11 protein-coding genes are annotated in these 13,826 nt (G+C 54.3%); 10 read left to right on the top strand and 1 reads right to left on the bottom strand.

Translation table 11 applies throughout. From position 1 onward, the window contains the following. Window positions 1-50: 50 nt before the first annotated feature. On the bottom strand, window positions 51-1,505 hold the full coding sequence (locus ACF2G4_RS07275; RefSeq protein ID WP_215846499.1) for an AMP nucleosidase: 1,455 nt from the start codon (window positions 1,503-1,505) through the stop codon (window positions 51-53). A gap of 353 nt (window positions 1,506-1,858) precedes the next feature. Between ACF2G4_RS07275 and ACF2G4_RS07270 the strand changes: the two genes are divergently transcribed. From ACF2G4_RS07270 to ACF2G4_RS07225, 10 genes are all read left to right on the top strand, one after another. Then, window positions 1,859-2,974 carry a branched-chain amino acid ABC transporter substrate-binding protein gene (locus tag ACF2G4_RS07270; RefSeq protein ID WP_215846500.1) on the top strand — a complete coding sequence of 372 codons (1,116 nt, stop codon included), beginning with the start codon at window positions 1,859-1,861 and terminating at the stop codon, window positions 2,972-2,974. A 203-nt stretch (window positions 2,975-3,177) separates the two neighbouring features. Then, window positions 3,178-4,092 carry an ABC transporter permease subunit gene (locus ACF2G4_RS07265; protein ID WP_243077664.1) on the top strand — a complete coding sequence of 305 codons (915 nt, stop codon included), beginning with the start codon at window positions 3,178-3,180 and terminating at the stop codon, window positions 4,090-4,092. 10 nt (window positions 4,093-4,102) lie between these two features. After that, window positions 4,103-5,386, top strand: coding sequence for a high-affinity branched-chain amino acid ABC transporter permease LivM (livM, locus tag ACF2G4_RS07260; RefSeq protein WP_215846504.1), 1,284 nt, complete (start codon window positions 4,103-4,105; stop codon window positions 5,384-5,386). Further along, window positions 5,379-6,257 (top strand): ABC transporter ATP-binding protein, encoded by an 879-nt coding sequence (locus tag ACF2G4_RS07255; RefSeq protein ID WP_215846506.1) that lies wholly within the window; start codon window positions 5,379-5,381, stop codon window positions 6,255-6,257. Before livM ends, ACF2G4_RS07255 begins: the two co-directional genes overlap by 8 nt. Beyond that, window positions 6,250-6,996, top strand: coding sequence for an ABC transporter ATP-binding protein (locus ACF2G4_RS07250; protein WP_409075766.1), 747 nt, complete (start codon window positions 6,250-6,252; stop codon window positions 6,994-6,996). Before ACF2G4_RS07255 ends, ACF2G4_RS07250 begins: the two co-directional genes overlap by 8 nt. Before the next feature lie 119 nt (window positions 6,997-7,115). Beyond that, a complete protein-coding gene (locus tag ACF2G4_RS07245) occupies window positions 7,116-8,525 on the top strand; it encodes an EmmdR/YeeO family multidrug/toxin efflux MATE transporter (protein ID WP_243077666.1) in 1,410 nt (469 codons plus the stop codon). A gap of 194 nt (window positions 8,526-8,719) precedes the next feature. Then, window positions 8,720-9,832, top strand: a complete 1,113-nt coding sequence (locus tag ACF2G4_RS07240; protein ID WP_409075765.1) for a lactonase family protein — start codon at window positions 8,720-8,722, stop codon at window positions 9,830-9,832. Window positions 9,833-10,102: 270 nt separating this feature from the next. Next, window positions 10,103-11,737: an ABC transporter ATP-binding protein gene (locus ACF2G4_RS07235; RefSeq protein WP_409075764.1), complete on the top strand. Its 1,635-nt coding sequence runs from the start codon at window positions 10,103-10,105 to the stop codon at window positions 11,735-11,737. Between the two features lie 138 nt (window positions 11,738-11,875). Beyond that, window positions 11,876-12,349: a MarR family winged helix-turn-helix transcriptional regulator gene (locus ACF2G4_RS07230; protein WP_409075763.1), complete on the top strand. Its 474-nt coding sequence runs from the start codon at window positions 11,876-11,878 to the stop codon at window positions 12,347-12,349. A gap of 134 nt (window positions 12,350-12,483) precedes the next feature. Then, window positions 12,484-13,815: an NAD(P)/FAD-dependent oxidoreductase gene (locus ACF2G4_RS07225; protein WP_409075762.1), complete on the top strand. Its 1,332-nt coding sequence runs from the start codon at window positions 12,484-12,486 to the stop codon at window positions 13,813-13,815. Window positions 13,816-13,826: the final 11 nt, after the last annotated feature.

Genomic DNA, 13,826 nt, shown 5'->3' with positions numbered 1-13,826 from the left:
ACCTGCCCGCATTGATTGCTGTCGTGACGAGGCTGAAAGCGAACAAAACCTTATCTGAACGGCGGTTCGTTAAAGGTTCGCAGTTTCCGTGAATGCAATTTATCCCCTTCGGCGCGCAGCAGTTCTACCGCTTGAATACCGATCTGTAAATGTTCCGAGATTGCGCCTTCGTAAAAACGGTTTGCCTGACCCGGCAGTTTGATTTCTCCGTGCAGCGGTTTGTCAGAAACGCACAGCAACGTACCGTAAGGCACGCGAAAGCGATAACCCTGCGCGGCGATGGTGGCGCTTTCCATATCCACTGCCACCGCACGGCTCAGGTTGAAGCGCAATGCAGAGGCGGAGTAGCGCAGTTCCCAGTTGCGGTCATCGGTGGTAACCACGGTTCCGGTACGCAGGCGCTCTTTCACTTCTTCACCTGGCATGCCGCTGACCGATTTGGTGGCATCATAAAGCGCGCGCTGCACTTCGGCGATGCTTGGGATCGGGATATCTGGCGGCAATACGCTGTCGAGCACGTGATCGTCACGCAGGTAAGCGTGAGCCAGTACATAATCGCCAATGCGCTGACTTTCACGCAGTCCGCCACAGTGGCCAATCATCAACCAGGCGTGTGGGCGGATAACAGCTAGGTGATCGCAAATGGTTTTGGCATTCGACGGGCCAACGCCAATGTTGATCAAGGTGATGCCGCGACGATGAGGGGAAGTGAGATGCCAGGCAGGCATTTGGTGTTTCTTCCATGCTAAATCAGAAAGCATGGCGTCGCTGTCCGCGGTATCGGCGGTGAGCACCACATCACCGGCACAGACCAGGCTGTCGTAAGCTGTGTTGGGATCGCGCACCTGCTCAATAGCCCAGCGCACAAACTCATCAACATAGCGCGTGTAATTGGTGAACAGCACAAACGGCTGGAAATGTTCTACTGACGTGCCGGTGTAATGGCGCAGGCGCGCCAGCGAAAAGTCAGTGCGCAGTGCGTCAAAGTGGGACAGCGGGAAGCGCGCATCGACGTTGAACAAGCCATCAGCCGTTTCATCGCCAATCTGTGACAGTTCAGTGGTGGGGAAATGGCGCGCAATACCGGCGCTCATCGAGCGATCCAGTGACAAATCTGAACCATCAATCACGTAAGGATAAGGGATCTCTTGCGCTGATGGGCCGACTTCAATATCCACTTCATACTCTTTTTCCAGCATCGCTAACTGCTCGGCGATGTAATGGCGCAGCAGGGCTGGACGCGTAATTGAGGTGCTGTAACGGCCGGTGTGCGTAAAGCGTCCCCACGCGCGGGTGCGGTTTTGTTGCGGGCCATCGCCGTGCCAGCTGATGCGCAGCTCAGGGTAAACAAACAGACCTTGTGCGCGTGCCGCATAGTCAGGCAGCGTGCCATCTTCGGTGAAGGCTTTGATGGCAGTACGCAGGGCGTTTACCGATTCATCATATAAACGCTCAAGCTCATCAAGCGCCTGTTGGCTGGTCAAATTTTTCCGTTGTGTAGGCATAGCTTCTCCTTGGGGGTTTACAGCGAATTATCCTCAGCTTAGCGGGTTTGACGCTGGCTTTGGTTAATAATCTGTGATCAACCGCATTTTGCACCAACGTGGTGCTGGTGAGTTAGCCAAAGCACTCTATCGTTAGTGATCAAGTGGAAGCGAAAGGCGCTCAACGCCCCCAAATTCACCCTTCAACGTAAGATTTCGTCACAAACAGTGACTTTTGGCGAGATTATTGCTTACGAATTAACCGTGGCCACTCCCGGCCGCAGAATGTTCTCAAAGTGCTCCCCAGTCAGTGTATTCAGAAGTTGATTTCTCCCTATTTGGCATTCGCGCCTAACCGTGTTGAGGATGACAGCATGTCTGTGAAATTGATCAAGTTACCGATGAAACTCGTACTTGCAGGGTGTTTAACCACCGCGTTTTATGCACAGGCCGATATCAAGATTGGCGTGGCCGGCCCGTTTTCTGGCCCTAATGCCACCTATGGTGCGCAGTACTGGAAAGGCGCCACGCAAGCAGCCGAAGACATCAACGCCGCAGGCGGCGTGAACGGCGAGAAGATTGTGCTGGTGCAGGGCGATGATGCCTGCGAACCCAAGCAGGCTGTTTCTGTGGCTAACCGCTTGGTCGATCAGGATAAAGTGATGGCGGTGGTCGGCCACTTCTGCTCCTCATCAACCATGCCAGCGTCAGAAGTGTATGACGAAGCGGGTGTACTCACGATTACGCCAGGTTCAACCAACCCCAAAATTACCGAGCGCGGCATGAAATCGATGTTTCGCATGTGTGGACGTGATGACCAACAAGGCGCGATTGCCGCCAATTACATGATCGATACGCTTAAAGCCAAGAAAGTCGCGGTGATCCACGACAAAGATACTTACGGACAAGGCTTAGCCGATGCGACCAAAGCCGCATTGGAAAAACGCGGTGTGAAAGAGGTGCTGTATGAAGGCTTGTCGCGGGGCGAGAAAGACTTTAACGCGCTGGTGACTAAGATTGCTCAGGTCAATCCTGATGTGGTCTATTTCGGGGGATGTCATCCAGAAGCCGGGCCGCTGGTGCGTCAGATGCGTGAGCAGGGCGTGAAAGCGAACTTCTTCTCAGGCGACTGTATCGTAACCGAAGAGATGGTCACCGCCGCAGGTGGGCCGCAATACACCAAAGGCGTGTACATGACCTTTGGTAACGATCCGCGTCAAATCCCCGCAGGCAAAGCGGTGATTGAGAAATTCCGTGCCGGTGGTTTCGAACCGGAAGGATACACCTTGTACGCCTATGCCTCGATTCAGGCGATTGCCGCTGCGTACAAAGGCGCAGGCAAAGATAACGAAAAAGCCAGCGAGTGGTTGAAAGCCAATCCAGTCGATACTGTCATGGGACAGAAATCCTGGGATGGTAAAGGCGACCTGAAAGTCTCCGACTACGTCATTTATCAGTGGGATGATAAAGGCAAATACCACCAACTCTAATTTAATCGTCATTCTTCACGTTACGGGCGCGTTGGCTTCACTTGCTCACCCCGGTCACTGACGATTGTCAGCTCCCGGGGATTCCCAAGCTCACCGCCTTCCTGCGACGTGAATAATTTAGGGTAATGAGATCGCGCCTCGCTTGCGGGCGGGGCGAATTTCCAATGAGCCAGCGGTTTGGCTCTTTGCGGTGAGACTTCGCTATGGACGCTTTTTTCCTGCAGCAAATGATTAATGGCCTGACGCTGGGCGCGGTTTACGGCCTGATCGCCATCGGCTACACCATGGTTTACGGCATCATCGGCATGATTAACTTCGCCCACGGTGAGGTTTACATGCTCTCAGCCTACTTGTGCGCCATTGGTCTGGCGCTGCTCTCCTCTTTCGGTATTCACTCCTTTCCGCTGCTGATCTTCGGCACATTGCTCTTCACCATCGTGATTACTGCCGTTTATGGCTGGACGATTGAGCGCATTGCTTATCGTCCGCTGCGTAACTCCACCCGCTTAGCGCCGCTGATTTCGGCGATTGGCATGTCGCTGATATTGCAAAACTACGTGCAGCTGAGCCAGGGGCCGAATCAGCAAGGCGTGCCGACGCTGTTAACCGGTGTGCTGCGCATGGAGTTTGATGGCGGTGTGGTGCAGATCACCTGGACCAAAGTCTTTATTCTGATCGCCGCGGCGTGCGGCATGGCGCTACTAACCTGGATCATCCAGTACACGCGGTTGGGCCGCATCTGTCGTGCCGTGCAGCAAGATCGGCGCATGGCTGCCATTCTCGGCATTAACACCGATCGGATCATCTCACTGGTGTTTGTTATTGGCGCATCAATGGCGGGGCTGGCGGGCGTGCTGGTCACTATGAACTACGGCACGTTTGATTTTTACGCCGGGTTCATCATCGGCATCAAAGCGTTTACCGCCGCAGTGCTCGGCGGTATCGGCTCGTTGCCCGGCGCGATGTTAGGCGGCCTGCTGCTGGGCGTGGCGGAGGCGCAGTTCGCCGGATTGGTGAATTCTGACTACAAAGATGTGTTCTCTTTTGCCCTGCTGGTGGTGATTTTGATCTTCCGGCCGCAGGGATTACTGGGGCGACCGCTGGTAGCGAAAGTGTGAGGAAGCAGGCATGAGTGAAACCATTCAGGGAATCAATCTTCGCCATACGCTGCGGGAAACGGTGCTGGCAGGATTTATTGCGTTGATCGTATTTGGGCCGATTGTCGGCATCGTGTTAGACGGTTATCAGTTTCAACTTGAGCCGCTGCGTGTGGCGCTGCTGGTTGCCATTGTGATGGCGGGACGTTTGCTGTTTAGCCTGTTTATGCAAACCACTCAAGGTAAAAAACTGCTGCGAAAATTTGCAGATGTGGATGATGGCGTTTACGTGCGTGAGCCAGGCTACCGCTCACGTTTGCGCTGGATTATCCCGCTGCTGCTGATCGCCGCCTGTGTTTTCCCGGCCTTCTCCAGCAAATATCTGTTAACCGTGGCTATTCTCGGGCTGATTTATGTGCTGCTCGGGCTGGGGCTGAACATTGTGGTCGGCCTTGCTGGGCTGCTCGATCTCGGTTATGTGGCGTTTTATGCCATTGGGGCATATGGCCTGGCGCTGGGTTATCAATATCTCGGCCTGGGATTCTGGAGCATGTTGCCGTTGGCCGCATTGATGGCGGCCTGTGCTGGCGCGTTGTTGGGCTTTCCGGTGTTGCGTATGCACGGTGATTACCTGGCGATTGTCACGCTGGGGTTCGGTGAAATCATTCGATTGGTGTTAAACAACTGGCTCGCATTTACCGGCGGCCCCAATGGCGTTTCCGTGCCGTCGCCGACCTTTCTCGGGCTGGAATTTGGCCGTCGCGCTCGTGAAGGCGGCGTGCCGTTTCATGAGTTTTTCCATCTCAGCTACAACCCGAATATGAAGTTTATCTTTATCTATGCGGTGCTGGTTCTGGTGGTGTTACTGGTGCTGTTTATTAAGCATCGCCTGACGCGTATGCCCATCGGCCGCGCCTGGGAAGCGCTGCGCGAAGATGAAATCGCCTGCCGCGCGATGGGGCTGAATCACGTGTTGGTTAAACTCTCCGCCTTCATGCTGGGCGCCTCAACCGCTGGCATTGCTGGGGTGTTTTTTGCCAGCTATCAGGGTTTTGTCAATCCCACCTCGTTTACCTTTTTCGAATCCGCGTTGATTCTGGCGATTGTGGTGTTGGGCGGGATGGGATCAACGCTGGGCGTGGTGCTGGCAGCCTTTGTGCTGACCGTTGCGCCAGAGCTATTGCGCAGTTTCGCCGAGTATCGTGTACTGCTGTTTGGCATGTTGATGGTGTTGATGATGATTTGGCGTCCGCGTGGTCTGGTGCGCACCAGCCGCGTTGGCGTGCCGCTGCGCAAAGGGGTTCGCCATGACTGATGCGATTTTGCAGGTGGATAATTTGATGATGCGCTTCGGTGGCATCAAGGCGTTAAACGATGTCAGTTTGAAAGTTGAGCGCGGTTCCGTCACGTCACTGATTGGCCCCAATGGTGCCGGGAAAACCACCGTGTTCAACTGTTTAACCGGTTTTTACCGTGCCAGCGGTGGGCGGATACAGCTAAATGCGAATCAGCGCTCCACCGATGTGATTCAGGTACTGGGGGAGAAAATCCATCCCAGCGACTGGATTAACCCGACGCAACTTGGATCGCGCGTCTGGTACAAAATGTTTGGCGGGGCGCATTTGGTGAACCGCGCTGGGCTGGCGCGTACCTTTCAAAACATTCGCCTGTTCCGGGAAATGTCAGTGATTGAAAATCTGTTAGTGGCGCAGCACATGCTGGTGAACCGCAACTTACTGGCGGGCGTGTTTAATACGCGCGGCTATCGTGCAGCAGAGAACCTGGCGCTGGATCGCGCCTTTTACTGGCTGGAGATGGTGGATTTGGTGCCAACCGTCAACCGGCTGGCGGGCACGCTCTCCTACGGTCAGCAGCGGCGTCTGGAGATTGCCCGCGCCATGTGTACGCAACCGGAACTGATCTGCCTGGACGAGCCGGCGGCAGGGCTGAATCCCGTCGAAACTGATGCGCTTAGCGCTATTTTGCACCGGCTGCGTGCCGATCACCGTATCAGCGTGCTGCTGATTGAACATGACATGCCAATGGTGATGAGCATCTCCGATCACATCGTGGTGCTCGATCACGGTGATGTTATCGCCCAAGGCACACCGCAACATATTCGGCACGATCCACGGGTAATCGCCGCCTATCTGGGCGTGGATGATGAGGAGGATGCGCATGGCTGACGTATTAGCATTTGAGTCGGTAAATGTGTTCTACGGACCGCTGCAGGCGTTAAAAAACGTGTCACTGACGGTTGCGGAAGGGGAAACCGTGGCGTTGATTGGCGCAAATGGTGCCGGGAAATCAACCTTGTTGATGTCGATTTTCGGCCAGCCGCGTATCGCCAGCGGTGAGATTCGCTATCGCGGTGAACCGATCAGTCATAAATCGACCCATTTCATCGCGGCAAACGGCATTGCGCAGGCCCCGGAAGGGCGGCGCATTTTTGCCGACATGACGGTGGAAGAAAATATGCAGATGGGCACCATCGCCATCGGCAACCGTCATCAGAAAGAGGATTTGGAACGGATGTACGCGCTGTTTCCACGCTTGCTGGAGCGCCGCAAGCAGCGGGCAATGACGCTTTCTGGCGGTGAACAACAGATGCTGGCGATTGCGCGTGCCTTGATGAGTCGTCCAAGCTTGCTGCTGCTGGATGAACCAAGTCTGGGCTTGGCACCGATTGTGGTTAAGCAAATCTTTACTATTTTGCGTGAATTGACCGCGCAGGGCATGACGCTGTTTCTGGTGGAACAGAATGCACGTCATGCGTTGAAGCTCGCCGATCGCGGTTACGTGATGGTCAATGGCGAGATTCGACTGAGCGGCAGTGGAGCAGAATTGCTGAATAATGAAGAGGTCCGCAGCGCTTATCTCGGCGGCGGAACAGATCATGCCGCGGGTGAAGTTAAAATATTGTAATAATGTCTGAATTGGGCGAGGAAACACTTTGCATAAATTCTCGCCCCCTATCATCATAAGATCTCCTGTCCAATCTCTTCTGATTTGGTATTCCCTTGCAAAATCCTGGCGTAGCAGTGATGCAGGCGATCAAGCGTACTGCGTGGTATCCCAAACGTCGCGCTTATCGCACGCTTTATTGGCGTGAGATCTCGCCATTAGCAGTGCCTATCTTTATCGAAAACCTCTGCGTCTTATTGATGGGCGTATTGAGCACCTTCCTGGTCAGCTGGCTGGGCAAAGAGGCGATGGCGGGCGTTGGCCTGGCTGACAGCTTCAACATGGTGATCATCTCCTTTTTTGCCGCTATCGATTTAGGCACTACGGTGGTGGTGGCCTTCAGCCTGGCGAAGCGTAACGGTAAACGCGCCCGAGCCGCGACGCGCCAATCTTTAGCGATGATGACCATGCTGGCGTTTGTGCTGGTGATCGCTATTGAGTTCTGGGGACATCTGATTATCGATCTCATTGCTGGTGCGGCCGATCCCAAGGTGAAAGCGTTGGCGCTGAGTTATTTGCAGATCTCGGCATGGAGCTATCCTGCTGCGGCTATTACGTTAATCGGCAGCGGAGCACTGCGCGGGGCAGGCAATACCAAAATCCCAATGCTGATTAACGGCGGCATGAATATCCTGAATATTGTCATCAGTAGCGTGCTGATTTACGGCTGTTTTTCCTGGGACGGGCTGGGCTTTGTCGGCGCGGGATTGGGCTTGACGATCACCCGTTACATTGGCGCTATCGCAGTGATTTACGTGCTGATGATCGGCTTTAACGCCTCGCTGAAAATCTCGTTGAAAAGCTATTTCCGCCGCTGGAACAGCAATATTTTGTTTGAGGTATTGAGCATCGGCGTACCCGCCAGTATCGAATCGGTGCTGTTCAATGGCGGTAAATTGTTGACGCAAGTGTTTGTCGCTGGCATGGGAACCAGCGAAATCGCCGGTAACTTTATCGCCTTCTCAATCGCTTCCTTGATCAACCTGCCGGGCAATGCACTCGGTTCCTCCTCAACGATTATTACCGGTACCCGGCTCGGAAAAAATCAGGTGTTCCAGGCGGAGCGGCAGGTCAGGCATGTGTTCTGGCTGGCAACGATCTGCCTTACCGGGATGGCGATGCTAACTGTGCCGCTGGCAGGGATTCTGGCGCGCTTCTACACCAGCGATCCAGAAGTGATTAATGTGACGCAGCATTTGATTTGGCTCAACGCCTTGTTCATGCCGATTTGGGCAGCGTCGTGGGTACTGCCAGCCGGGCTGAAAGGCGCACGCGACGCACGTTACACCATGTATGTTTCGATGTTCAGCATGTGGTGCGCCCGCGTGGTGGCCGGTTATCTGCTGGGAATCGTCCTTGGTATGGGCGTAGTGGGCGTTTGGCTTGGTATGTTCCTCGATTGGGCAGTGCGCGGCATTTTCTTCTGGTGGCGACTGAACAGCGGAAAATGGCTGAATAACTACCGCAAAATGGTGGCGAAAAACGGGTAATCTTTTTTCCCTCTCTTGCATTAGTGAGAGAGGGAAAAACACCTTGGCGCTCACCCCCTCACAATGCCAATCTTATGCGTAAAATTTCAGTCAGTTGCACAGTGCAGCACGGCGATTCCCTGACTAGCGTTAACAGCGCTCCGCATCGACGGAGACAATAAAAATCGTATCCTACGCAATGAACAGGTGAATATATGGCAGGTATTAAACCGCTGCTGGCTTTGCTGCCACTGCTGTGCAGCGCCCCGTTGTGGGCGAGCACCTTCGTTTATGTCTCAAATGCCGACTCCGGCAGCGTTTCGCGTTATCAACTCAATCAACACTCGGGCGCGCTTAAGTGGCTGGGTGATACGCCTGCAGGCAAAAAAATCATGCCATTAGCCGCCAGTCCCGATGGCAAACACTTATACGGTGCGTTGCGCAGTCCACCCTATTCGATTGTGAGCTGGCGGGTGAATCGGCAAAACGGTGCCCTGGATAAGCAGGCGGTGGCGCCGGTTGACGCCAGTTTCCCCTTTATCACCACCGATAAAACAGGCCGTTATCTGCTTGCCGCCTCTTACGATAGCGATATCGTGACCAGTAACCGCATCGATCCTCAAGGCATCGTCACCGCTAACGTGACGGGACGATTTCATACTGGGCCGCATGCCCATTCAGTCATACCCGATGCCAGCAACCATTCGCTTTACGTCGGTAATCTCGGCGCAGATCGGCTGCTGCAACTCACACTGAGCGATCAGGGCGGCATCACGCCAGTGGGTAAAGGGTACGTAGCGGGCGAGAAAAACAGTGGCGCGCGCCATTCGGTGATGTCGCCCGATAACCGCTTTGTTTACAACCTGGCGGAGATGAGCGGCACCGTGACGCAATATTCACGCGCGGCAGATGGCGCTCTGAAAGAAGTGCAGCGTTGGCCGAATGCGGTCGCCGAGAAGTATGGCTTGCAGCACGGCGTACAACGCCCGGCAGGTTACAGCGATCCCACGCCACGCATCTGGGCTGCTGACATTCAAATTACCCCCAATGGTCATTTCCTCTACGTTACTGAACGCACCTCCAGCACCGTCAGTGGTTATCGGGTTGACCCATCATCCGGTGCATTAAGCTTGATCGGCAGTTGGCGCGTAGAAAAACAGCCACGCAGCATCGCTATTGATGCACAAAGCCAATGGCTGATTGCCAGCGGTGAAAAAAGCGCCGTGATTGGCAGTTATGCCATTCATCCTCAAAGTGGCGCGTTGCAGCGGGTCGCTGAAGCGCCAAGTGGCAAGGGCTCAAATTGGGTGACACTGATTTCACACTGAGTTGTTTTCACATCCGGTTTGTTGGCTTTACGTTTATTCGCCGGTGCTAAGTGCATCGGCTTTTTCTTAATCATTCCGCCGACCGGTTGGAAATAAGTAAAAGCTATTATTTCCCGCGGGTAGATCTGTGTCATTTTTTAATGGACATCGTCAATTAAATAACTCTCTTCATCGCTTTGCGACTCTGACTTAAATAGCGTTTCCGTTCGGTGATATTTATTCTCGCTTTCCTGTTTACTCAACAGTTATTTAGCCAGGAGAAAGAACGATATGGAAAAAAGCTTCGATAACGGCTCGCCGCTGTTTAGCGTACGGCAGCTTTCTGTGGCGCTTCCGGCGGGAATGGATCGTCAGTTTGCGGTGGAAAACCTCAGTTTCGACCTCGCAGCCGGTGAAATCCTGTGTATTATCGGCGAATCCGGCTCTGGCAAATCCGTCACTGCCCATGCGGCGATGGGATTGCTACCCCGCGCGTTGCAGATCACCAAGGGCGAAATTGTACTGCGCGGCCAGAATTTACTGACGCAATCGCCTGAAACCCTGCGTCAGTTACAGGGCCGCACGATTGCCATTATCTTTCAGGACCCGCTGTCCGCCTTGAATCCACTGATGACTATCGGGGCGCAAATTATAGAAGTGATGGAGTCACATAATGTGGGTGATGCGCCGTCGCGACGACAGAAAATGTTGTCGCTGTTAGACGAAGTGGGATTACCCGAACCCGAACGCATGCAGCATCAATATCCGTTTCGTTTGTCCGGTGGGCAACGTCAACGTGTGATGATCGCCATGGCATTGACGCTGGATCCTGATGTGTTGATTGCTGATGAACCGACTACCGCGCTGGATGTCACCACGCAAGCGCAAATCCTTAAGCTGATCCGCGAGTTACAACAGCGTAAAGCGATGAGCGTGATGTTTATCACTCACGATTTTGGCGTGGTCGAAGAGATTGCCGATCGGGTGATTGTGATGGAAAAGGGCAAGATGGTGGAATCAGGCCCGGCACAGCGCGTTTTACGCCATCCGCAGCATCCCTATTCGCGCAAACTGATTGCGGCGGTACCGCGCTTACAGCAGCAGGCGCGGACACGTAATGCGCTTTCTCCGCAGGTGCTTGAAGTCAAAGCGCTGTGCAAAACTTATCGTAGCGACAGCGGTTGGTTTAGCCGTAGCCGGGAAGTGACCGCACTGAACAAGGTGAGTTTCAGCCTGAAAAAAGGCGAAACCTTAGGTATCGTCGGCGAATCGGGTTCGGGAAAATCTTCGCTGGGGCGCGTGCTGCTCAAGCTGTTGCCTGCCGACAGTGGTGAAGCGATCTTTGATGGACGTGACATTTTACCAATGAGCGAAAGCGCTTTTCGTCCACTGCGTCGCTGGATACAAATGGTGTTTCAGGACCCGTTTGCTTCACTCAATCCCCGCCATACCATTGGCACCATTCTCTCGGCTGGCCCGCTGGCGTTGGGCGGCATGAGCCAGACAGAAGTTAAGCGCAAAGCGCAGCAGCTGTTGAGCCTGGTGGGGCTGGAACCCAGCGCCTGGGAACGTTACCCGCATGAGTTTTCCGGTGGTCAACGCCAGCGTGTTGGCATTGCCCGTGCGCTGATGTTTGACCCGGTGTTGCTGGTGGCAGATGAGTCGGTTTCCGCGTTGGATGTCTCAATTCAGGCGCAGGTGCTGGCGTTGCTAAAAGAAGTGCAGGAAAAAACCCAGGTCGCGATGATTTTTATTACCCACGATCTGCGCGTTGCCAGCCAGGTGTGTGACGAAATTGCGGTGCTGTACAAAGGGGAGATTGTCGAACAGGGCACGCCACAGGCGGTTTTCCAGCAGCCGAAACACGCTTATACCGCACAGCTGGTGGCGTCGATTCCAGGCGAAGCCTCGGCCATCGCGTCTTAAGTGGAATCAGAAAAAGCTATGACGAAACAGGTTGTGATCGTCCACTAAGTCGCCAATGCTGCAAACAGGTTGCAGTTGGATGAAAACGTCGCTAACCCTTTCTTCTTGATGGTTTTTTTAACCAGCGTGGAGGTCGACATGATGGCAGCAACAGCAGTTCCGGTTCATCCGCAAGACGTTAATCTCGGTGTGCTTGGCACCATGCTGAGTTACTGGGTGCGCAGCGTGAATATTGCCGTTTCGCGTGACCTCGATGAGCAGCTATCTGGGCTGGAGGTTGCGCGCGGTACGGGAAAAATCAGCACGTTACTGATTATCGATCATCATCCTGGCATTCGCCCTTCGCTGATTGCTGAAGTCATACAGCGCGACCGTTCCGCAATGGCGCGTTTGATTGACCAAATGGAGCAGCAGCAACTGCTCACACGTCAAACGGGTGAACAGGATCAGCGCTCCCAGGCGCTGTTTCTCACGCCACGAGGCGCCGCATTAGCACAACATGTTCGCCAATTAACTCAGCAGCAGGAAGATCGCTTTTTCCGCCATTTAACGGCACAGGAAAAAAAGTCAGCGATTAAACTGCTGAAGAAAATCATGCGTTATTCTCCCTGACTTTCCGCTTTATCACTGAATATCTCTCGCTACGTGGAAGGTTTAATTCTGCTTGGTAGCGCCAGCTTTTGTCTTTATTTTGGGTTCACCTGAGAAATTGGGCGAAATAACGTAGGGCAACCGCGAGTATTTATATGCCAGGTCCATTTGTTGTACCCGTTCATGGGGATGTGGAATGCCCGACAAAGGTGGATGTTGTGGTCATTGGCGGTGGCATTATTGGCTGCTCCACCGCACTGGAAATTGCTGAGCAGGGCATTAGCGTGGCGCTGTGTGAAAAAGGGGGCATTGGGCAAGAGCAATCGAGCCGAAACTGGGGCTGGGTGCGGCTTTCGCGTCGCGATCCGCGTGAAGTGCCGCTGATGGCAGCATCATTACGTATTTGGCAAACCCTGAATCAGCGCATCGGTGCAGAAACGGGCTATCGGCGCGCGGGCATTGTCTTTCACTGTGCCGACGATGAGGCTTTTCAGCAGCATCAACGCTGGACGCGTCATCTGGAAGGCTCAGAATATAACGCTGAAATGGTTGATCGTGCTGGCTTTGAACGTCTGTTTCCGGGGCAACGCTTAGCCGGTGTTGGGGCGTTATATACCCCAGATGATGGACGCGCCGAACCGCAAAAAGCGGCCCCGGCGATAGCTGAAGCCGCACGCAAGCAGGGCGCATCGATTTTGACGGAGTGCGCAGTGCGCGGCATTGATACTGCTGCCGGACGCGTCTGTGGCGTATTTACCGAGCGGGGGTACATCGCCTGTCAGCAAGTGGTGTTGGCTGGTGGTGCCTGGTCAAGCTTGTTTGCAGGTCGCCTCGATTTGCGTTTACCGCAGTTAAAGGTATTGAACAGCGTAGTGCGGACCGAACCGCTCGCGGGTGGCCCCGAGACGGCTGTATGGGCGCGGGATTTTGCGGTGCGCAAACGTCTGGATGGCGGTTACACCATCGCGTCCGGGCATGAAAGTCAGGTTGATATCGTGCCGAAAACCTTCCGCTTCGCCCGTGATTTTATTCCTGCGCTACGCCATGAATGGGGTTCGCTGCGTTTGCGCCTGGGTGGACGCTTCTTTGATGAACTGCGCATTCCCGATCGCTGGGAGATGGATGAACCCAGCCCGTTTGAATATTGCCGGGTACTCGATCTACCGCCGTCGAGAACCTTAACCGACAAGGTACTGGATCAGCTGCGTCAGCAACTTCCCGCCTTCGCTAATCTCAAAGTCGCCCAGCGTTGGGCGGGCTGCATTGACGTACTGCCTGACGCGATTCCGGTGATCTCTCCGGTTGAACGTTATCCCGGTTTGTATATGGCGACCGGCTTTTCCGGCCACGGTTTTGGAATTGGCCCGGCGGCGGGACGCCTGATGGCTGATCTGGTGTTGGGTCGCCAACCGGTGGTGGATCCCCGTGCATTCCGCTTTTCGCGTTTTAGTGACGGCTCAAAAATTGAAATTATCACCGGCTTTTGACTTGTCGGGCG

The organism is Pantoea phytostimulans, from assembly GCF_046118715.1.
GTDB lineage: Bacteria > Pseudomonadota > Gammaproteobacteria > Enterobacterales > Enterobacteriaceae > Pantoea > Pantoea phytostimulans.
Note: the sequence above shows the minus strand (reverse complement) of the source record. Positions and strands in the feature narration are given on the sequence as shown.

Excerpts from the sequence above, each read along its gene's own strand:
- ACF2G4_RS07275 (WP_215846499.1), bottom strand. The coding sequence starts at position 1,505 with ATGCCTACACAACGGAAAAATTTGACCAGCCAACAGGCGCTTGATGAG.
- ACF2G4_RS07270 (WP_215846500.1), top strand. The coding sequence starts at position 1,859 with ATGTCTGTGAAATTGATCAAGTTACCGATGAAACTCGTACTTGCAGGG.
- ACF2G4_RS07265 (WP_243077664.1), top strand. The coding sequence starts at position 3,178 with ATGGACGCTTTTTTCCTGCAGCAAATGATTAATGGCCTGACGCTGGGC.
- livM (WP_215846504.1), top strand. The coding sequence starts at position 4,103 with ATGAGTGAAACCATTCAGGGAATCAATCTTCGCCATACGCTGCGGGAA.
- ACF2G4_RS07255 (WP_215846506.1), top strand. The coding sequence starts at position 5,379 with ATGACTGATGCGATTTTGCAGGTGGATAATTTGATGATGCGCTTCGGT.
- ACF2G4_RS07250 (WP_409075766.1), top strand. The coding sequence starts at position 6,250 with ATGGCTGACGTATTAGCATTTGAGTCGGTAAATGTGTTCTACGGACCG.
- ACF2G4_RS07245 (WP_243077666.1), top strand. The coding sequence starts at position 7,116 with ATGCAGGCGATCAAGCGTACTGCGTGGTATCCCAAACGTCGCGCTTAT.
- ACF2G4_RS07240 (WP_409075765.1), top strand. The coding sequence starts at position 8,720 with ATGGCAGGTATTAAACCGCTGCTGGCTTTGCTGCCACTGCTGTGCAGC.
- ACF2G4_RS07235 (WP_409075764.1), top strand. The coding sequence starts at position 10,103 with ATGGAAAAAAGCTTCGATAACGGCTCGCCGCTGTTTAGCGTACGGCAG.
- ACF2G4_RS07230 (WP_409075763.1), top strand. The coding sequence starts at position 11,876 with ATGATGGCAGCAACAGCAGTTCCGGTTCATCCGCAAGACGTTAATCTC.
- ACF2G4_RS07225 (WP_409075762.1), top strand. The coding sequence starts at position 12,484 with ATGCCAGGTCCATTTGTTGTACCCGTTCATGGGGATGTGGAATGCCCG.